Origin of the sequence: Phenylobacterium sp. (assembly GCF_019636135.1) — a bacterium.
Taxonomy (GTDB): domain Bacteria; phylum Pseudomonadota; class Alphaproteobacteria; order Caulobacterales; family Caulobacteraceae; genus Phenylobacterium.
This window is the reverse complement of sequence record NZ_JAHBYD010000039.1, coordinates 1-19,474: the sequence shown is the minus strand read 5'-3', so window position 1 is coordinate 19,474 and position 19,474 is coordinate 1. Positions and strand designations below refer to the sequence as shown.

At 70.7% G+C, this 19,474-nt stretch carries 22 protein-coding genes; 13 read left to right on the top strand and 9 right to left on the bottom strand.

The features are described from left to right. Nucleotides 1–19: 19 nt before the first annotated feature. A complete protein-coding gene (locus tag KF737_RS20545) occupies nt 20–640 on the top strand; it encodes a hypothetical protein (protein ID WP_296459712.1) in 621 nt (206 codons plus the stop codon). Nucleotides 641–741: 101 nt separating this feature from the next. On the opposite strand, the gene KF737_RS20540 is transcribed toward KF737_RS20545, so the two are convergent. The 4 genes from KF737_RS20540 to KF737_RS20525 form a co-directional block, all read right to left on the bottom strand. Further along, nucleotides 742–1,320 (bottom strand): DUF4304 domain-containing protein, encoded by a 579-nt coding sequence (locus KF737_RS20540; protein ID WP_296459709.1) that lies wholly within the window; start codon nt 1,318–1,320, stop codon nt 742–744. Between the two features lie 236 nt (nt 1,321–1,556). Then, nucleotides 1,557–1,961, bottom strand: coding sequence for a 50S ribosomal protein L19 (rplS, locus tag KF737_RS20535; protein ID WP_296459706.1), 405 nt, complete (start codon nt 1,959–1,961; stop codon nt 1,557–1,559). 21 nt (nt 1,962–1,982) lie between these two features. Next, entirely contained in the window at nt 1,983–2,693 is a 711-nt protein-coding gene (trmD, locus tag KF737_RS20530; RefSeq protein ID WP_296459703.1) for a tRNA (guanosine(37)-N1)-methyltransferase TrmD, read from the bottom strand. A gap of 32 nt (nt 2,694–2,725) precedes the next feature. Continuing rightward, on the bottom strand, nt 2,726–3,352 hold the full coding sequence (locus tag KF737_RS20525; RefSeq protein ID WP_296459700.1) for a hypothetical protein: 627 nt from the start codon (nt 3,350–3,352) through the stop codon (nt 2,726–2,728). A gap of 78 nt (nt 3,353–3,430) precedes the next feature. Between KF737_RS20525 and KF737_RS20520 the strand changes: the two genes are divergently transcribed. The 4 genes from KF737_RS20520 (at nt 3,431) to KF737_RS20505 (ending at nt 6,471) form a co-directional block, all read left to right on the top strand. Next, complete coding sequence (locus tag KF737_RS20520; protein ID WP_296459696.1) at nt 3,431–4,330, top strand: acyl-CoA thioesterase II; 900 nt, start codon at nt 3,431–3,433, stop codon at nt 4,328–4,330. Then, the gene (locus tag KF737_RS20515) at nt 4,327–5,193 is read left to right on the top strand and encodes an acyl-CoA thioesterase II (RefSeq protein ID WP_296459693.1); all 867 of its coding nucleotides are present in this window, start codon (nt 4,327–4,329) and stop codon (nt 5,191–5,193) included. Before KF737_RS20520 ends, KF737_RS20515 begins: the two co-directional genes overlap by 4 nt. 464 nt (nt 5,194–5,657) lie before the next feature. Continuing rightward, on the top strand, nt 5,658–6,218 hold the full coding sequence (locus tag KF737_RS20510; protein ID WP_296459690.1) for a DUF2975 domain-containing protein: 561 nt from the start codon (nt 5,658–5,660) through the stop codon (nt 6,216–6,218). A 13-nt stretch (nt 6,219–6,231) separates the two neighbouring features. Next, a complete protein-coding gene (locus KF737_RS20505) occupies nt 6,232–6,471 on the top strand; it encodes a helix-turn-helix transcriptional regulator (RefSeq protein WP_296459688.1) in 240 nt (79 codons plus the stop codon). A gap of 446 nt (nt 6,472–6,917) precedes the next feature. Here KF737_RS20505 and rph read toward each other — a convergent pair whose 3' ends face one another. Further along, the gene (gene rph, locus KF737_RS20500) at nt 6,918–7,637 is read right to left on the bottom strand and encodes a ribonuclease PH (protein WP_296459685.1); all 720 of its coding nucleotides are present in this window, start codon (nt 7,635–7,637) and stop codon (nt 6,918–6,920) included. Between the two features lie 99 nt (nt 7,638–7,736). Here rph and hrcA point away from each other — a divergent pair, with 99 nt between their 5' ends. From hrcA to dnaN, 5 genes are all read left to right on the top strand, one after another. Further along, nucleotides 7,737–8,810 carry a heat-inducible transcriptional repressor HrcA gene (gene hrcA, locus KF737_RS20495; protein WP_296459683.1) on the top strand — a complete coding sequence of 358 codons (1,074 nt, stop codon included), beginning with the start codon at nt 7,737–7,739 and terminating at the stop codon, nt 8,808–8,810. A 3-nt stretch (nt 8,811–8,813) separates the two neighbouring features. Next, complete coding sequence (gene grpE, locus KF737_RS20490) at nt 8,814–9,413, top strand: nucleotide exchange factor GrpE (protein WP_367273254.1); 600 nt, start codon at nt 8,814–8,816, stop codon at nt 9,411–9,413. Between the two features lie 144 nt (nt 9,414–9,557). Further along, nucleotides 9,558–10,160, top strand: a complete 603-nt coding sequence (locus tag KF737_RS20485) for a PEPxxWA-CTERM sorting domain-containing protein (RefSeq protein WP_296459681.1) — start codon at nt 9,558–9,560, stop codon at nt 10,158–10,160. A gap of 166 nt (nt 10,161–10,326) precedes the next feature. Further along, nucleotides 10,327–11,025, top strand: a complete 699-nt coding sequence (locus KF737_RS20480) for a PEPxxWA-CTERM sorting domain-containing protein (protein WP_296459678.1) — start codon at nt 10,327–10,329, stop codon at nt 11,023–11,025. Between the two features lie 194 nt (nt 11,026–11,219). Further along, nucleotides 11,220–12,338 (top strand): DNA polymerase III subunit beta, encoded by a 1,119-nt coding sequence (dnaN, locus tag KF737_RS20475; protein WP_296459675.1) that lies wholly within the window; start codon nt 11,220–11,222, stop codon nt 12,336–12,338. 365 nt (nt 12,339–12,703) lie between these two features. Here the strand turns inward: dnaN and KF737_RS20470 are convergent, their stop codons facing one another. Further along, the gene (locus KF737_RS20470; RefSeq protein WP_296459672.1) at nt 12,704–12,988 is read right to left on the bottom strand and encodes a zinc-finger domain-containing protein; all 285 of its coding nucleotides are present in this window, start codon (nt 12,986–12,988) and stop codon (nt 12,704–12,706) included. A 91-nt stretch (nt 12,989–13,079) separates the two neighbouring features. Here KF737_RS20470 and KF737_RS20465 point away from each other — a divergent pair, with 91 nt between their 5' ends. Next, complete coding sequence (locus KF737_RS20465; RefSeq protein WP_296459669.1) at nt 13,080–14,024, top strand: ABC transporter ATP-binding protein; 945 nt, start codon at nt 13,080–13,082, stop codon at nt 14,022–14,024. 214 nt (nt 14,025–14,238) lie between these two features. Here KF737_RS20465 and KF737_RS20460 read toward each other — a convergent pair whose 3' ends face one another. Continuing rightward, entirely contained in the window at nt 14,239–14,787 is a 549-nt protein-coding gene (locus KF737_RS20460) for a GNAT family N-acetyltransferase (protein ID WP_296459666.1), read from the bottom strand. Nucleotides 14,788–14,866: 79 nt separating this feature from the next. On the opposite strand from KF737_RS20460, the gene mutS reads away from it, so the two are divergent. Then, a complete protein-coding gene (mutS, locus tag KF737_RS20455; RefSeq protein ID WP_296459664.1) occupies nt 14,867–17,560 on the top strand; it encodes a DNA mismatch repair protein MutS in 2,694 nt (897 codons plus the stop codon). Then, the gene (locus KF737_RS20450; protein ID WP_296459661.1) at nt 17,560–18,150 is read left to right on the top strand and encodes an HAD family hydrolase; all 591 of its coding nucleotides are present in this window, start codon (nt 17,560–17,562) and stop codon (nt 18,148–18,150) included. Before mutS ends, KF737_RS20450 begins: the two co-directional genes overlap by 1 nt. Before the next feature lie 79 nt (nt 18,151–18,229). Here KF737_RS20450 and KF737_RS20445 read toward each other — a convergent pair whose 3' ends face one another. Together KF737_RS20445 and KF737_RS20440 are read right to left on the bottom strand one after the other, a co-directional pair. After that, a complete protein-coding gene (locus KF737_RS20445; protein ID WP_296459658.1) occupies nt 18,230–18,352 on the bottom strand; it encodes an SDR family oxidoreductase in 123 nt (40 codons plus the stop codon). 6 nt (nt 18,353–18,358) lie between these two features. After that, entirely contained in the window at nt 18,359–19,090 is a 732-nt protein-coding gene (locus KF737_RS20440) for a glutathione S-transferase family protein (RefSeq protein WP_296459655.1), read from the bottom strand. Nucleotides 19,091–19,474: the final 384 nt, after the last annotated feature.

The window sequence follows — 19,474 nt, the reverse complement described above, 5'->3', positions numbered from 1 at the left end:
GAGTAGTGGGTGGCGTGGCGTGATCGTCGGGCGGGAGTTCGTCTGGACGCATTTCCCCAAGACCGGCGGCCACGCCGTCGAGGCCGCGATCCGTGACGCGGCCCGCGGCCGCGAGGACGTCGTCTTCGACCGCCGCGGCGCCGACGACCACCGCTGGCACCAGTCGGTGACCGAGCGCGCCGAAGCCGAGCGCAGCTTCGATCCCGCCGGCAAGGTCGTGTTCTCCGGCTTCCGGCGCCTGCCCTGGTGGATCCTCAGCCGCGTGCATTACGAAGCCTCCCGCCCGCCGCACCGGGTCGCCACCCGCGACATGATCTGCCGCGGCGAGTTCTACGAGCGCGACGGCTCGGTCGGCCGCGCCGACGCGGTGGTGGGCCGGCTCGACACCCACCGCATCGACGGCTGGGTCCGCCTGGAGCACCTGGCCGAGGACTTCGTCGACCGCTTCGAAGGCCTGCTGGGCCCCCGCGTGCGCACCGCCGCGCACAAGCTGAAGAAGATCGTGAACCCGACGACGCTCGACTACGTGAAGGAGCTCTCCTTCCACTTCACGCCCGCCGAGCTCGCCGGCCTCTACGCCGCCAACCCCCAGTGGGCGGCCCGGGAACGCGAAGTCTACGGCGACCTGATCGTGCTCTAGACCATTCGGCGCTGAGGTTGGTCCGAGGTCGGGAAGCCGAATGGTCTACTCTTAAGCAAAGATCTTGAGCCTTCGACGGTTCAAGCGAACCGCCGAAGGCTCTAGGCTTCGCCGACCCGCTCCTTCAGCCAACGCTGCACGCACCGCCCCTCGGTCACCAAGGTGGCGATCGCGGTCTTCGGCACGGGCGCTTCGAACAGCGCCAGGGCCTCTTCAGCTTGCCCCAATCTGTAGAGCGTCACTGCGAGCGCCGGCAGGTTGGGCTTGCGCCAAGGCTGCGCAGTGGCGGTGCGATAGTACCAGTGGGTGGCTTGATCCTCGAGCGTGCGAACCCGGTCGAACCATGGGATGCCGTGTTCACGCACCGCCTTGGCGAGTTCTGCCGGGCCGTTCGGATCGTTCTTCCACCATCGATCGTGGCCGTCGATCAGCGTGCCTATTCGCTCACCGAACAAGCGGATGCCGAGCACCGTCTCGCACGCGATGGACTTCAGGATCCTCTCGGTTTCGAGGTCCTTCGCATACAGGTTCACCGTCACGGACCCATCCACCCAACTCTTCTGCAGATTGACGCAGTCCCAGATGTCCCCGCGCGTACGAATCCAATCCTTCCCGCTGCGTTCGAATCCGAGCGGCTCGAGCGCGCGATCGATCGCCTTGGTGTAGGACAGGCGGGTCATATGAACGGCTTTGGATCGTAGAAGATCGGCCGGGTCTTCACACCAGTGGCCTCATACTTTTTGACCGCCCGCGCCGCAGCGCGGTGGCCAGCATCTCCGCGATCTCCGCGGTTTGACCCAGGGCCTTCCGGCCGCCTGGACCCATAGGCGATGGCCCGGCCTAAGACGGGGAGGGAACGAAAACGGCGGCCGGATCGCTCCGGCCGCCGCCTCGAATCCGCAGATCCTGGAAGCGCCTAGGCCTCCGACTCCTCGGTCGTCGCCGCTTCGGTGGTGCGGGCGCTCACCTGGCGCTCGGCGATGCGGGCCGACTTCCCGCGGCGGTCGCGCAGGTAGTAGAGCTTGGCGCGGCGGACGACGCCGCGGCGCTTCACTTCGATGCTCTCGATCATCGGCGACAGGATCGGGAACACGCGCTCCACGCCTTCGCCGAAGGAAATCTTGCGGACGGTGAAGCTCTCGTCGATCCCCTGGCCGCCGCGGGCGATGCAGACGCCCTCGTAGGCCTGGACGCGCTCGCGCTCGCCTTCCTTGATGCGGACGTTCACGCGCACCGTGTCGCCGGGGCGGAACTCGGGGACCTTGCGGGTCGCCAGGAGGCGGTCGGCCTCTTCCTTGCGCAGTTGTTCGATCACGTTCATCGGTTCATTCCTTACCGGGCTTCATTCGCCCTTTGCCTGTTGATTGGCGGTCCTGGCGGCCCACAGGTCCGGGCGCCGCTCCCGCGTCGTCTCTTCCCGCATCGCCTGGCGCCACTTGCGGATTTCCGCATGGTGCCCGGAGAGCAGGACCTCGGGGATGTCGAGCCCTTCGAACGTCCGCGGCCTGGTGTACTGCGGATGTTCGAGGAGACCGTCCTCGAAGCTCTCTTCGCTCAAGCTCTCGGCCTGGCCCAACACACCGGGCACGAGCCGTACGCACGCCTCGATCGCCACCATCGCCGCCGCCTCGCCACCGGCCAGGACCGCGTCTCCGACGGAGACCTCCTCGAACCCCCGGGCGTCGAGCACCCGCTGGTCCACCCCCTCGAACCGCCCGGCCAGGACGATCAGTCCCGGCCCGGAAGCCCATTCCTTCACGAGCGCCTGGGTGAGAGGGCGGCCCCTCGCGCTCATGTACAAAAGCGGCCGTCCGCGCCGCTCCACGCTGTCCAGCGCAGAGGCGATCACGTCCGCCCGCATCACCTGTCCAGGGCCGCCACCCGCAGGGGTGTCGTCGAGGAAGCCGCGCTTATCTTTGGAAAACCCCCGGATGTCCACCGTTTCCAGCGTCCACAGCGCCGCATCCCGCCACGCCGTCCCGATGAGCGAAACGCCCAGCGGCCCCGGAAACGCCTCCGGGAACATGGTCAGGACTGTGCAGTCGAAGGGCATCGGCGCTCAAAGCCCCTGGCGGGGCCGCGCCGTCAAGGCCGCAGCAGGACGTAGTGGCTGTAGCCGTCGCTGAGCGGCAGGCCCGCCGCCAGGCACTTCAGGTGCGGGGTCGGGCGGCAGGGGCGGGCGTTGTAGCGGACGCCGGCCTCCATGAACGCGTTGCGGGCCCAGATGAAGTCGATGCGTTCGGGCCGGCCGCCGCGGTAGCGGAAGCGCAGGCCGTCGCGATCCTCCTCGACCCAGCCGCCGGGCGAGGACGCGGCCTTCACCAGCCGCCCGGCGCGGCTGTCGGCGACGATGGCGTCGTAGGCCGCGTGGTGGCTCTCGAAGTTCAGCCGGATGCCGGCGTCCAGCAACGGCTCCCACGCGGGGATCATCCCGCCCAGGAAGGCCAGCAACGCCGACGGCGCGATCCAGCCGGTGACGGGGTCGCGCAGCATCGCCCAGAACGACCAGACCAGCAGCATCGCCGGCGCTACCAGCAGGAGGCCCACGCCGACGCCCAGCGCGATCGTCGGCGGCGCCGCCTCCATGATCCGCCACGCGCCCAGGATCCCGGCGACGGCCAGCCCCATCCAGGCGAGCAGCATCAGCGCCAGCGGCGAGCGCCACACGGGCGTGAAGCTGTCCGAGGCGAAGCTGTCCCGGGTGTCGTCCATCCGCGCGGAGGATGACGATGGTTGCGGTTGCGAGGCAACACCTTGCCCGCGAACGGTTGCGCGCGTATCCGGCGCCGCATGAGCGAAACGCCCCCTCTGCCCGACGAAGCCGCGCAAGACGAGACCCTGATCGAGACGCTGCAACTGGAGCGGATCGAGGAGAACCTGTTCCGCGGGACCTCGCCCGACAACCGGCCGGGCCGGATCTTCGGCGGCCAGGTGATCGCCCAGTCGCTGCTGGCCGCCTACGAGACGGTGGAGAGCCGCGTCTGCCACTCCATGCACTGCTACTTCATCCGCCCGGGCGACCCGACCACGCCGATCGTCTTCGAGGTGGACCGCAGCCGCGACGGCGGCAGCTTCACCACCCGGCGCGTCATCGCCGTGCAGCGGGGCAAGCAGATCTTCAACCTAGCCGCCTCGTTCAAGGACCCTGAGGCGGGCTTCAGCCACCAGTCGCAGATGCCGGCCGGGCCGCACTGGTCGGAGCTGCCCGACCAGATCACGGTCATGCGCGAGGCGATGAAGGACGCCCCCGAGGAGATGAAGCGCTGGATGTCGCGGCCGCAGCCCATCGAGATGCGCTCGGCCGACGCTCGCACCTACTGGCGCGACGGCCAGCCCAAGGAGCCAGTCTCGCAGAACTGGTTCCGCTGCGCCACGCCCATCGGCGACGACCCGCACATGCACCAGGTGATCCTGGCCTATGCGTCCGACATGAACCTGCTGTCGACGGCGATGCGCCCCTATGCGGTCCACTGGCAGACCCCGGGCTTCCAGTCGGCCAGCCTGGACCACGCCATGTGGTTCCATCGGCCCACCGACTTCACGCAGTGGCACCTCTACGTCCACGACAGCCCCTCGGCCTCGGACGGCCGCGGCCTGATCCGCGGCGAGATCTACACCGAGGACGGGACCCTCGTGGCCTCGGTGGCCCAGGAAGGGCTGATGCGGATGAGGAAGGCCCAAGCCCGATGACCAAGCCCACCCTGACCGAGACCCTGGCGCTCGAGCGCCTGGAGGTGAACCTCTTCCGCGGCACGACGCCGGAGGGCGAGTCGCGGCAGCGCATCTATGGCGGCCAGGTGATCGCCCAGTCGCTGCTGGCCGCCTACGAGACGGTCGAGGACCGCGTCTGCCACTCGCTGCACTGCTACTTCATCCGGCCCGGCGACCCGACCATCCCGATCATCTTCGAGGTGGACCGCAGCCGCGACGGCGGCAGCTTCACCACCCGGCGGGTCATCGCCGTCCAGCACGGCCAGCAGATCTTCAACCTCGCCGCCTCGTTCCAGGTGGACGAGCAGGGCTACGAGCACCAGTCCGACCCGCCCGACGCGCCCGCATGGGACGACGTCGAGGACGACGCCGAGGTCCGCCGCCGCCTGCGCGCCGAGGCCCCGCCGGAGGACCTCGACTGGATCGACCGCGAGCAGCCGATCGAGATGCACACCGTCGGCGGCCGTTTCGACGTGGCCGCGCCGCAGCCGCTCGACCCGCGCCAGCAGGTCTGGTTCCGCGCCCGCCACCCCATCGGCGACGACGCGCACATGCACCAGGTGATCCTGGCCTATGCGTCGGACATGAGCCTGCTCGGCACGGCGATCCGGCCGCACGGGGTGAGCTGGCGCACGCCCGGCTTCCAGTCGGCCAGCCTGGACCACGCCATGTGGTTCCACCGGCCGACCGACTTCAACCAATGGCACCTCTACGTGCAGGAGAGCCCCAGCGCGTCGGGCGGCCGCGGCTTCAACCTCGGCTACATCTACCGCGCCTCGGACGGCGTCCTCGTCGCCTCCTGCGCCCAGGAAGGCCTCATGCGCCTGCGCAAGCCCCGCTGAGCCTGCGCCGCAGGCGCCTTCATTCACCACCAAGATCACCAAGCACACCAAGGCGTCGTAGCCGTTCAGCGCCTTCGTGCCCTTGGTGACCTTGGTGGTTGAAAACGAATGGCGCTGACGCGCCCGCGATCCCGCGCTGCATTACCAAAGTTTCATATCGTTACTCGATATTCACGTGATCGGGAAACGATATGGCCGTATCGATAATCACATCGAAGCACGGGGCTTCGAGGGACAACCCGCTGCAACGCAGCATCGATACGGAGACACCAGATGTTCGCCAACGCCATGAACCTTCTCGACCGCACCGCGATGAGCTTCATCGTCGTCCTGGCCGCCGCGCCGATCCTCAGCATCGCCGCCCGCGCCGCCTTCCTCTAAGACTGGAGGGCAAGACTTGAGGATCGTCCGATCCGCCCCGGCCCGAGGCTGAAGCAGCTTCCGGCGGGGCGGATCCAGACGAAGTGCTTGGGGGCAGGTACGACATGATGCGCGCCTTGGGTCCGGGCTCGGTTTCGAGCTTTCTGAAGATCATCCTCGACGTGGTGTTCGCCGCCCTCTGGATCGGCGTCGTCGTCCTCTCCGTCCTGACGCTCGCGGCGCTGCTGCTGAGCTACAATCCCGACATCATGCCGGGGCTTCGCGATACGAACCCCGGCGCGCTCTCCGAGCTGATCCGCAACGGGCCGTCGATGGCCGGCGGCCTGCTCGGCGCCGCCCTCTACCTCGCGGGCGTCCTGGTGATCGTGGCGGCGCTGCGCCGCATCTTCACCACCCTGACCGCCGGCGACCCCTTCCACCCCGACAACGTGGCGCGCCTGCGCCTCATCGGCCTGATGCTCGCGGGGCTGGAGCTCGGCCGCTACGCCTTCTGGGCCGTCTCGGCCTGGCTGTTCTCGGGCGTGAACAAGGTCGAACCCGACATGAGCCTCACCGCCTGGTTCTCGGTGCTCGTGGTCTTCGTGCTGGCGGAGGTGTTCCGCGAGGGCGCGCGGCTGCGGCGCGAGGCCGAGCTGACGATCTGAGGCGAGGATCCCGATGCCCATCCGCGTGAGCCTCGACCGCGTGCTCCTCGAAAAGCGCATGTCGCTGACCGAGCTGGCCGACCGCGTCGGCGTCACCATCGCCAACCTGTCGATCCTGAAGACCGGCAAGGCGCGCGCGGTGCGCTTCTCGACGCTCGCCGCCCTCTGCCGCGAACTCGACTGCCAGCCCGGCGACCTCCTGGTCTACGAACCCGGCCCCGACGACCCGATGGCGGACGACGGGGTGGAATAGCCTCCTCGCCTCCGAGCGGAGCGATGGAGGGCGGGCAGGGGCGAGGGCCGCCCGGGCGGCGCCCCACCCAAGCGGAACCACGCTCTTACGCGACGGCCCCGCCAGGCGCCTATTCGCATGCTGCATTGCAACCGCCGAGATGCGGCATTGCGGCGCAAATCAATTCATCACGCGGAGAAATACTTGATTCCCGCGAGGAGAATCCCTATCTGCCGAGCCACGCTGCACTGCAACAAGGAGCCGTCCGATGGCCCGCAAGATCGAAAACTTCCTGGACGCGCTGTTCGCCCCGCTCGCCCGCGAGCTCGAGCGCCTGCCGCCGCAGGCCATGCGTTTCAACGTGTTCTTCTGATACGCGCACCGTTCGGCCTCGGCCGGACCGCGAGCGCCGGCGGCGCCGACCCGGGAGGGCGGCGCCGTTTGCGTATGTGGCGCTTCCCTCCCCATCAAGGGAGGGAAGTGGCCTCCCGCTGCCGTTCGCAGAGTTCGCCGATGCCCTTCCTCGCCAGCGAGAACAGGGCGTAGAACTCGGCCTGGCTGAAGCCGCGCTTCTCGCCCGTGGCCTGCACCTCCACGATGTCGCCCGAGCCGGTCAGGACGAAGTTGGCGTCGGCCTCGGCGTTGCTGTCCTCGTCGTAGTCGAGGTCCAGCACCGGCGTGCCGGCGAAGATCCCGCAGCTCACCGCCGCCACCTGGTCCAGGATCGGGTCGGTGGCGATCACGCCCTCGTCCAGCAGGTACCTGGTCGCCAGCCTGAGCGCGATCCAGGCGCCGGTGATCGAGGCCGTGCGTGTGCCGCCGTCGGCCTGGATGACGTCGCAGTCGACGGTGATCTGCCGCTCGCCCAGCGCCTTCAGGTCGGTCACGGCCCGGAGCGACCGGCCGATCAGCCGCTGGATCTCCTGGGTGCGCCCGCTCTGCTTGCCCGCCGCCGCCTCGCGTCGGCCCCGCGTGTGGGTCGCGCGCGGCAGCATGCCGTACTCCGCCGTCACCCAGCCCTGGCCCTTGCCGCGCAGGAAGCCGGGGACGCCTTCCTCCAGGCTGGCCGTCACCAGCACCTTGGTGTGCCCCGCGCTGATCAGGCACGAGCCCTCGGCGTAGCGGGTCACGCCCGTCTCGAGGGTCAGCGGGCGCAGGATGTCGGGGGCGCGTTCGGAAGGTCGCATGGCGTCTCGGTCGATGAGGTCGTTGGGGGCGCGAACTTGCGCCGGGAGGGTCCGCGCTTATCCTACTACGCCAATGCGCACCATGGCCCGCCGCACTCCATGACCTCGCCCTTCTTCACCGGCGGCCCCAGCCTCGCCGACATGGACGGGCGCGCCCGCGACATCTTCCGGCGCATCGTCGAGAGTTATCTGGAGACCGGCGAGCCCGTCGGCTCGCGCACGCTGTCGAAGGGCGGCGTGTCGCTCTCGCCCGCCTCGATCCGCAACACCATGCAGGACCTGACGCAACTGGGCCTGCTGGGCGCGGCGCACGTCAGCGCCGGCCGGCTGCCGACACATGCGGGCCTCAGGCTCTTCGTCGACGGCCTGCTGGAGGTGGGCGACATCGGGGAGGACGAGCGCCGCTCCATCGAGGCGCGCCTGCGCGCGCACGGGCGCAACTACGAGGACGCGCTGAACGAGGCCTCCGCGATCCTGTCGGGCCTGGCGGGCGGCGCGGGCGTGGTCGTCACGCCGATGAAGGACGCCGGCGTCACCCACGTCGAGTTCGTGCCGCTGTCGGGCGACCGCACGCTGGCGATCATGGTGTTCGACGACGGCGCCGTGGAGAACCGGCTGATCCGCCTGCCGGTCGGCGTCACGCCCTCGGCGCTGCAGGAGGCGTCGAACTTCCTGAACGCGCGCCTGCGCGGCAAGACGCTGACCGAGACCAAGGGCGAGCTGCGCAACGAACTCGACCTCGCCCGCCGGGAACTCGACGCCACGGCGGCGCGCCTGGTCGAGGACGGCCTGGCCGCCTGGGGCGGCGGCGAGGCGCAGGACCGCGCCCTCATCGTCCGCGGCCGCGCCAACCTGCTGGAGGACCGCGAGGCGCTGGAGGATCTCGAACGCGTGCGCTCGCTCTTCGAGGACCTGGAGCAGAAGGAGCAGCTCATCCAGCTCCTCGACGGGGTGCGCGACGGCGAGGGCGTGCGCATCTTCATCGGCGCCGAGACGCGGCTCTTTTCCCTTTCGGGTTCCGCTGTGATCGCGGCGCCCTATATGACGGGCGCGCAGAAGGTCGTCGGCGCCATCGGCGTCATCGGCCCCACGCGTTTGAACTATGCCCGGGTCATTCCGTTGGTGGACTACACCGCCCGCGTGCTTGGCCAGGTGATGAAGGGTACGAGCTAGAGAATGTCCGAAGACGATACGCCCGCGAACTGGGAAGCCGACACGCCCCCGGTCGACGCCGAAGTGGAAGCGCTGCAGGCCGAGGTCCAGGCGCTGAAGGAGCAGGTGCTCCGCTACGCCGCCGATGCGGAGAACACCAAGCGCCGCGCCGAGCGCGAGGCGAACGACGCGCGCGCCTATGCGATCACCAAGTTCGCCCGCGACCTGCTGGGCGTCGCCGACAACTTCGACCGCGCCCTGGCCGCCGCGCCCGCCGACGCCGACGGCCCGGCGAGGAACTTCGTGGTCGGCGTCGAGATGACGTCCAAGGCGCTGCAGACCGCCTTCGAGAACAACGGCCTGAAGAAGGTCGACCCGGCCAAGGGCGAGAAGTTCGACCCGCACCTGCACCAGGCGATGATGGAGCAGCCGGCCGACGACGTCCCGCCCGGGACCGTGATCCAGACACTGCAACCCGGCTACGAGTTGCTGGGCCGCCTGGTCCGCCCGGCCATGGTGGTGGTCTCCCCGAAGGCCTCCGCGGGCGCGGCCGCGCCCAGGCCAGAAGGCGGCTACGGCGAAGGCCCCGGTGACGCGGGCGGGGCGGTCGACACGCGGGCCTGACCGCCGGAAGGCCGTCGCGGGTCGCCTTCCAGGCGAGGCCCTCGCCTTTCAGGCATAATCAATTCGCATGGCGACGACCGGGCCTCGCCTTCCCTAGGGTCGAGACCTCTCGCGGCCTGGGCCGCAGATGCGAAGGGGTTGAGAATGAGCAGGATTCGAGCTGCGCTCGCGGCCGGGATCGCCGCCGCGGCGCTGGCGGGCGGCGCTTCGGCCGCACCCGTCCTCTGGGACACCTCCGACGGCGGCAACGGCCACTACTACGAACTGGTCGCCACGGGCGTCACCTGGGACGCGGCGCTGGCTGCGGCGGAAACGTACAGCTTCATGGGCATGGACGGCTATCTCGTCACCCTGACGAGCGCCGCCGAGTCGACGTTCATCTACAACAACCTCACCACGGGCAGCTACTGGGCGGCCGGGTCCGACCGGGATCAGGAAGGCGTCTGGAAGTGGGTGGCCGGGCCCGAGCTGGGGTTGGTGTTCTGGAACAACGGCCCCACGGCCGAGTACAGCGCCTGGAACCCCGGCGAGCCGAACAACGTCGGGGACGAGGACGCCCTCTGGGCCAACTGGAGCGGCATCAACTGGAACGACTCCGGCTTCGGCTACAGCCTTGCCTATGTCGTCGAGTACGGCCCCGCGCAGGAGACCGGGGGCGTGCCCGAACCCGCGACGTGGGCGCTGATGATCCTGGGCTTCGGCGCGGCCGGTTCGGCGCTTCGCCGGCGCAAGGCCGTGACCGCCTGATCCCGACCGACGGGTTGAGGTCACGACCGCGCGACGCCCCGCGGCCCGTCCGCCGCGGGGCGTCCTGCCTTTCCGAAGCCTCAATTCGCTCCGGGGGCGAGCTGCGTTGATCTTGTTCGCCGACCTGCGTTGTCTGGTCGCGTCGGGGCGACGGAGGGAAAAGGCCATGTACAAGACCATCGCGGCCGCGGCGCTTGCCACGGCGGCTCTCATCGGCGGTTCCGCCCAGGCGGCGACGCTCTATTCCAACGACTTCACCACCGACACGTCGGGCTTCGTCCTCGCCGATGGCGCGGTGCATGAGGATTCGCTGGCGGCCGGCGTCGATCGCTACATCGGCGGCCTGACGCGGGGCGCCAGCGCCTCGCTCACGCTCGACACGACCGGCCTGACGACGGCCACCGTCTATTTCGACCTCTATACGATCCTCAGCCTCGACGGCAGCAACCCCGGCACCGGGCCGGACGTCTTCAAGCTCGAGGTCGTGGGCGGCTCCACCCTGCTCAACGAGACCTTCAGCAACTTCCTGTTCCAGAACCAGACCTATGGCCCTGACCCGCTGAACATCGGCGGAACCGGCTCGGACAACGCGCTCTACGGGCGCCTCGGCTACCACTGGCTGGGCTACGGCGAGGACGGCCGCGACCGCACCTACCACCTGGCCTACACCTTCGCGACGACCGGCAATTCGACCACCCTGCTCTTCACCAGCCTCAGCGGGCAGGCGAACGACGACGAGCACTACGGCATCGACAACGTCCGGGTCACGGGCGGCGTCCCCGAGCCGGGCGCATGGGCGCTGATGATCCTCGGCTTCGGCGCCGCGGGATCGGCGCTGCGGAGGCGTCGCGCCCTGACGGCGTAGCGCCGCTCCACAAGTCCAGGCGCGCCTCGCGGCCCGCCCGCGGGGCGTTTTGCCTGTGCATGAGACCGCGACGCACTTTTCCGCGTGCGGAATTTGGCTAATGTCCGAAGTCCCCTCCCTTCGGGGAGCGCACGGTCGGGGTTGATTCGCCTCTGCCTGATATGTCCGTGCGCGATTGGTGAGCCGGGACTGACATGAAGCTGACGATCGAACGCGCCGCACTGCTCCGCGCCTTGGGCCACGTCCAGAGCGCGGTCGAGCGCCGCAACACCATCCCGATCCTGTCGAACGTGCTGCTGTCGGCTGATCGCGACCGGCTGACGTTCTCGGCCACGGACCTCGACATGGAGATCATCGACGAGGCGCTGGCCCAGGTGGACCAGCCGGGCCAGATCACCGCGCCCGCCCACACCCTGTACGAGATCGTCCGCAAGCTGCCGGAAGGCGCGGACGTGTCGCTCGGCTTCACGGGCGAGGACCCGCGCCTCACCGTCGCCGCCGGCCGCAGCCGCTTCAACCTGCCCGTCCTGCCCGCCGGCGACTTCCCGGTGATGAGCGCCGAGGGTTTCGCGGGGACCATGGCGGTCGACGTGAACGACCTGATCCGGCTGATCGACAAGACGCGCTTCGCGATCTCGGCCGAGGAGACGCGCTACTACCTGAACGGCCTCTACGTCCACACGATCGTGGTCGACGGCGCGCCGCGCCTGCGCGCGGTGGCCACCGACGGCTCGCGGCTGGCGCTCGCCGACATGCCGGCGCCCGAAGGCGCCGCCGGCGCGCCCGGCGTGATCGTGCCGCGCAAGACCATCAACGAGGTCCGCCGCCTGCTGGAAGACGCCGGCGAGAACGTCGACCTGCAGATCAGCCCGCAGAAGGTGCGCCTGGAACTGGGCGGCGCGGCGCTCACCTCGAAGGTCATCGACGGCAACTTCCCCGACTACGGCCGCGTGATCCCGAAGGACAACAACCGCACCGTCATGGTCGACGCCAAGCTCTTCGCCCAGGCCGTCGACCGCGTCGCCACCATCTCGGCCGAGAAGTCCCGCTCGGTGCGCATGGCCATCGAGAGCGGCCGCGTGGTCCTGACCGTGCGCAACATGGAAGCCGGGCAGGCGGTGGAGGAGCTGGAGATCGATTACGACGGCGAGCCCTTCGAGCTGTCGTTCAACGCGCGCTACCTGCTGGACATCACCGACCAGATCTCGGGCGGCGCCATGGAGCTCCGCTTCGGCGGCCCCAACGACCCGGCCCTCGTCCTCGACCCGGCCGACGCGGATGTGCAGTACATCCTGATGCCGCTCAGGGTGTGAGCCCCAGCAGCGGCCGTCATCACCCACGGCTGTCATCCCGGTTTTGGCGCAGCCAAAGACCCAACCGTCCGGTGCGTCGATGGTTGGGGACTGGCCCCGACAGTCGAAGCCAGAGCACCACCTCAGAGCACCCGCTGGGTTGGGTCCCGGTCTTCGCCTTACGGCGAAACCGGGATGACAGTCGTGGGGGCAGCTAGTTCGAAGCCCGCCGATACGTGAAAGCCGGTGGTGTACGAGAACCCCGCCCCCTCTTCATCGGCCATCACGTGCGTGTCGAACCCCCCATGCTGGCGGATGGCGTCGAGGACCTTCGTGTCCTGCTCGTCGTACGTGGCGCGGTCGTCGTCGAGGCGGGTTAGCTCCCATCAGTGCCCGTGCGGGCCTTCGTAGACGCCGGGGGCCAGGAGCTCGTTCTCGGGGCCCTCGCCGGCGCTCGCGGCCAGCACGAAGCGGCGATCGCAATAGGGGCATTCGACGAAGGTGGCCTCGCCCATCTCCAGCCAGACGCGCGGGTGGCCCAGCGCGCCGCCGACGCCGTCGCAGGCCACGCGGCCGGTGCGCACGACGATCACTTCCGGCGCGGGCAGGTCGGGCGTCAGCGCGGGCTCGGCCTTGGGTCTCTTGGGCGCAACGGCGGCTTTACGGGCCATGTATCGGATACCTCTTGCGGCCCGCCTTGGCGGGGGGCGAACGCGGGCCTAGGTATGCGACCACAGCTTTGCGCGTCAACGACGGACCCCCATGGACCTTCCCGAATACGCCATCGAGGCCAGGGGCCTGACCAAGACCTACGCCGCCACCAAGACCACGCCCGAGATGCATGCGCTGCGCGGCATCGACCTCGCCATCCCGCGCGGCTCGATCTTCGGCCTCCTGGGGCCGAACGGCGCCGGCAAGTCGACCTTCATCAACATCCTGGCCGGCCTCTGCCGCAAGACGAGCGGGCAGGTCACGATCTGGGGCCGCGACATCGACCGGCAGCCCCGCGACGCGCGGGCCGCCATCGGCGTGGTGCCGCAGGAGATCGCCGCCGACCCCTTCTTCACGCCGAAGGAGGCCCTGGAGGTCGCCGCCGGCATGTACGCGGTGCCGAAGGCCGAGCGCCGCTCCGACGAGCTGCTGGCCGCGCTGGGCCTCGCCGACAAGTCCAGGGCCTACGTCCGCCAGCTCTCGGGCGGCATGAAGCGGCGGCTGATGGTCGCCAAGGCCATGGTCCACAACCCGCCGGTCCTGATCCTCGACGAGCCCACCGCCGGCGTCGACGTGGAGCTGCGCCGCCAGCTCTGGAACTACGTGCTGGAGCTGAACCGCAAGGGCGTGACCATCGTGCTCACGACCCACTACCTGGAAGAGGCCCAGGAGCTCTGCGACCAGATCGCCATCGTCAACCGCGGCCTGGTCGTCGCCTGCGAGCCCACCACGACGCTGCTGCGCCGCATGGACACGCGCCACGTGATCGTGACGCCCGAGGAGCCGGTGACGGCCGCGCCCGCGCTCCCCGGCTTCGAGACGAAGCTCACCAAGGCCGGCGGCTTCTCGGTCAGCTACCGCACGGGCCAGTCCAGTGTGGAGCAGGTGCTCGCCGCCATCCGCGCCGCCGGCCTGCACATCAAGGACATCTCCACCGAAGACCCTGACCTCGAGGACGTGTTCGTGAGCCTCACCTACGCGGCGGAGAGCGCCTGACGAACCTCCCCCGCGAAGTCAGGGCAATCGCATATGGCTTGTGGGCGGCTTGTCCGCCCGATTCATGAACCGCAGAGATCGCGGAGATGCGCAGAGAAGCTCGCGGATCCACGCGAATCCTCTGCGTATCTCCGCGATCTCTGCGGTTTTGACTGACGGCCTTTCGGCCACCCGCATCCATATGCGATTGCCGTGCCCGCGAAGCGGGGGAGGTTCATCCGATCAGCGCCCCGATGTCGCGCCACACATACGCCACCTCCCAGAAGCGGCCACCGCCGGGTCCCGGCTCCTCGCGGGCCGGTTCGGCGTCGCCGCCCAGGTGCTCGTAGAAGGCCCGCGCCGCGAGGTTGTCGCGCAGCACCGAGACCACCAGGCTCCTCGCGCCGCGCACGGCCAGCGCCCGCGCCGTGCCGCTCAGCAGCCTTCGGCCCAGCCCGCGGTTCTGCGCCGGGCGCACGAGGTAGAGCGTCGCCACCTCCGCCTCGCCGGGCGCCCGCCGCCGCGACGGCCCGCCCTGGGCGTAGCCCACGAGGCCCCTGCGGTCGGCCGCGGCCAGCGTGACGTCGTCGTCGCCCGGCCGGGTCAGCGCGTGGGCGAAGCGCCGCGCGTGCGCCGCCTCGCTCATCCGGGCCAGGTAGGCGTCGGGCAGTAGGCCCCGGTACGTCTCGCGCCACGACTGGACATGGACACGGCCCAGGGCCTCGGCGTCCGCCGGGCCGGCGGGGAAGATCACGAACGTCGAATCAACGCTGCCGTAGGCCATCCATCCACAGCTTGGCGCGCGGACGGCGGTGTTCAAGGGGTTCAGGGACTCACCCGCGTCCTTTAGCGTCGATCCTTCCATGAACGCTCAAGTGTCCACCGTCACCGACCATGCCGCCGGCGCCACGCCGGTGATGGCGCAGTACTTCGAGGCCAAGGCGCGCCAGCCCGACGCCCTGGTCTTCTTCCGCATGGGCGACTTCTTCGAGCTGTTCTTCGAGGACGCGCAGAAAGCCCACGCCGTCCTCGGCATCACCCTGACGGCCCGCGGCGCCCACGGCGGCCAGCCGATCCCCATGGCCGGCGTCCCCGCCCACGCCATGGAGGCCTACCTCGCCAAGCTGATCCGCGCCGGCTTCAAGGTGGCCGTCTGCGACCAGTTGGAGGAGGCGTCCGAGGCCAAGAAGCGCGGCGGCGCCAAGGCCATGGTCCGCCGCGAGGTCACCCGCGTCGTCACGCCGGGCACGCTCACCGAGGACGGCCTGCTCGACGCCCGCGGCGCCAACCGCCTGGCCGCCGTGGCCGTCCGCGCCGGCTCCGCCGCGGTGGCCAGCGTCGAGCTTTCCACCGGCGAGGTCGAGTGCCTGGCGGTCACCGTCTCGGGCCTCGCCTCGACCCTGGCGGCGCTCGGCCCCTCCGAGATCCTGGTCCCCGACCGCCTGTTCGCCGACGAGGCGGTGAGCGCGGCGCTGAAGGCGGCCGGCGGCTTCGTCCAGCCGATGCCGTCCGCGCTCGCGGAACCGGGCGCGTCCGAGACCCGCCTGAAGCGGCTCTACGGCGTGGAGACCCTGGACGGCTTCGGCCCGCTCGCCGGCGCCGAGGTGTCGGCCCTGGGCCTGATCGCCGCCCACCTGGAGACCACCCAGGCCGGGCGGCTTCCCGCGCTCTCCGCGCCCCGCCGCGCGGGCGAGAGCGACGTGATGGTCATCGACCCGGCCACCCGCGCCAGCCTGGAGATCGACCGCACCCAGTCCGGTTCGCGCGACGGGTCGCTGCTGGCCGCCATCGACCGCACCGTCACCGCGCCGGGCGCCCGCGCGCTGGCCGCCCGCCTCGCCCGCCCGCTGCTGGACCCCGCCGCCATCGACGCGCGCCTGGACGCCGTGGCCTGGTTCGTCGAGCGCCGGCCCCAGCGCCAGAAGCTGCGCGAGACGCTGAAGGGCCTGCCCGACATGGCCCGCGCGCTCTCGCGCCTCGCCCTCGGCCGCGGCGGCCCCCGCGACCTCGGCGCGCTCCGCGACGGGCTCGTCACCGGCGAGGCGGTCTGCCGCCTGTTCAGCGAGACCCGGGACCCGCTGCTGACGCTGCCGGCCGAGATCGCCGCCGCGCTCGCCGCGCTGCATCTCGCCAACAGCCCCGACCTCGCCCAGTTCCTGGACCTGCTCACGGCCGGCCTCGGCCCCGACCTCCCGGCCCTGGCCCGCGACGGCGGCTTCGTCGCCCCCGGCGTCCGCCCCGAGCTCGACCAGGCCCGCGCGCTGCGCGACGACAGCCGCCGCGTGATCCTCGCCCTCGAAGCCCGCCTCGCCGCCGAGAGCGGCGTCGCGCTCAAGGTCCGCCACAACGCCGTCCTGGGCTACTTCGTCGAGGCCACCGCCAAGGCCGCCGAGCCGCTGCTGAAGGCGCCGCTGAACGCGACCTTCATCCACCGCCAGACCATGGCCAACCAGGTGCGCTTCACCACCGTGGAGCTGGCCGAGCTGGACGCGAAGATCGCCCAGGCCGCCGAGCGCGCGCTGGCCATCGAGCTCGACACCTTCGAGGCCTGGCGCGACGCGGCCACCGGCGTCGCGGCCGCCATCCAGGCCGCCGCGCTCGCCGCCGCGACCCTCGACGTCGCCGCCGCCCTGGCCGAATGGGCCGACGACGTCGGCGCGACCCGCCCCGTCGTCGACCGCTCCACCGCCTTCGAGGCCGAGGCCGCGCGTCATCCCGTCGTGGAGGCCGCCGTGCGCCGCGCGGGCGAGGCGTTCACGCCCAACGACTGCCGCCTCGACGGCCAGGGCGTCGGCGGCGCCCGCCTCAGCCTCGTCACCGGCCCGAACATGGCCGGCAAGTCGACCTTCCTGCGCCAGAACGCGCTGCTGGCGGTGCTGGCCCAGTCCGGCTGCTTCGTGCCCGCCAAACGCCTCCGCATCGGCGCGGTCGACCGCCTGTTCAGCCGCGTGGGCGCCGGCGACGACCTGGCCCGCGGCCGTTCCACCTTCATGATGGAGATGGTGGAGACCGCCGCGATCCTCAGCCAGGCCACGCCCCGCAGCCTGGTGATCCTCGACGAGATCGGCCGCGGCACCGCCACCTACGACGGCCTCGCCATCGCCTGGGCCTGCGCCGAGGCCCTCCACGAGACCAACCGCTGCCGCGCCCTCTTCGCCACCCACTACCACGAGCTGGCCGTGCTGGAGGGCCGGCTGCCCTACGTCTCCAACCTCAGCCTCAAGGCCAAGGAGTGGAACGGCGAGCTGATCTTCCTGCACGAGGCCGGCCCCGGCCCCGCCGACCGCAGCTACGGCGTTCAGGTCGCCAAGCTGGCCGGCGTCCCCGGCCCGGTGGTGGCCCGCGCGAAGCAGGTGCTCGAACGCCTGGAGAAGGAAGCCGCCGGCCCGGCGAACCTCGACGACCTGCCGCTCTTCGCCGCCGTCGCCGAGCCCGCGACCAGCTACGGCCCCAGCCCCGCCGAGGAAGCGCTCCGCGCCCTCGACCCCGACGGCATGAGCCCCCGCGAGGCGATGGACGCGCTGTACCGCCTGAAGGGGCTGCTGGGCGGGGCGTGATGCGGCCGAAAGCCCTGATGGTCGACGTCGACGGCGTGGTGGTGGTCCCGCGCCCGGGCGGCTGGGCGGCGAACATGGAGGCCGACCTCGGCCTTTCGTCCGCGACCCTGCAGGCGCACTTCTTCCAGCCGCACTGGTCCGACGTCGTGATGGGCCGCGCCGGCCTGCACGAGCGGCTCGGCCCCGTCCTGGCCGAGCATGCGCCCCACCTCACCAGCCGGGCCGTCGCCGACTACTGGTTCGCCATGGACGCCCGGCTCGACGAGGCCCTGCTCGGCGAACTCGCGGAGCTGCGCGCCGCCGGCGTCGCCCTCCATCTCGCCACGGTGCAGGAGCACGAGCGCGCCGCCTACCTCTGGGACACGCTGCGCCTGCGCGACCGCTTCGACGCGATCCACCACTCGGCCGCCTACGGCTGCGGCAAGCCCGACCCCGCCTTCTTCGCGGCCGTCGAGGCCCGCACCGGCTTCGCCCCCGCCGACCTCGCCCTCCTCGACGACCGCCCCGACAACGTCGAGGCCGCCCGCGCCGCCGGCTGGCGCGGCCTCCTCTGGGACGGGACCCGCCGGCTGGGGGAGCTGCTGGAATAGGAACCGGCGCCCCCCATCCCGGGCTTCGGCTTCGCCCAAACCGGGATGACAGCGGGTAGTGAGATGACAGTGGGTGGGATCAGAGCGCGAAGGTGAAGCCGCCGTTCACCGGGTAGACCTGGCCGGTGATCCAGGGCGAGGCGTCGGAGGCCAGGAACTGGACCATGTTGGCCACGTCGTCCGGGCGGCCGGGGCGGCGCACGATGGATCAGGCCTCGGCGTCGGCCTTGGCCTGGGCGGCGCGCATGGCGGCCATCATCTTGGCGAAGGCGCCGGTGCGGATGAGCTCCTTGCGCTCCTCGAGGCCGCGGTTGAGCTCGACGAGGGTGCGGGCGGCGTGCTCGTTCCGCTGGATGGCGGCCCACCAGGCGGCGACGTTCGGCAGCTTCGGGATCGGGCTGGGCTCGCCGGTGGCCGCCGTCAGGGTGTTCTCCACCAGGAAGAGCGCGGGGACCAGGGCGCAGTCGGCCATGGTGAGGCGGCCGCAGCAGGCGAAGCCGTCTTCGCCGGCCTCTGGCCCCACCATGCGGTCGAGGGCCTTCAGGTTGCGGAGCACCTGGCCGGCCAGCAGCTCGACGACGCCCTTGTCCTTCTCGGGCGCGTAGACCTGGCCCGCCAGCATGAAGAGGTTGTTCATCAGGTAGACGTCGCCGATGCGGGCGAGGGTGCGGATGTGGGCGGTCTCGCGCGGCGCCTTGCCCAGCATCGACGGTTCGGGGAAGACCTCCTCCAGGTACTCCGCGATGACCTCGGACTCGGGCATCAGGTCGCCATCGATGTCGAGGACGGGGATGCGGCCGATGGGGTTCTGCTCGCGGAACTGCGGGGTGCCGAAGGTGGCGGGGCGCTCCAGCGTGATCCGGTCCTCCAGCCCCTTGGCGTAGATCTGCATCCGCACGCGGGCGGAGTAGGGGCTGAGATCGCCGGAATAGAGCTTCATCATGGGGTTTCCTGCCCGTTCTCTGGTCGCCGCCATCTGACGGCCGGGCGCGGTCCGGGGCAAGGCCGACGTGACGGCGGGCGCGCCTCTTGCGTGCGGGCCGGGGGTCCCCATATGGGCCTCGATCGCGCAGGCCCCGGCTTCCCCCTACCGGCCTCCTGCGACGGGTGTGCGGCCCTGGCGCCTTCGATGGCCGCCGGGGCCGCCTTCGTTTCCGGCCCCTCCATCGGAGCGCAACTTGACACGTGCGTCGCCGAGGGCCGCTATCGGCGCGAGGCTGGCGGGAGTGAGTGAGCGATGCCGCGCGGGGTCGGACTGACGGTGATGGCGGCCCTGGCGCTGGCCGGCTGCTCGCAGGGCTCGAAGCCCGTGGCGGAGACGGCC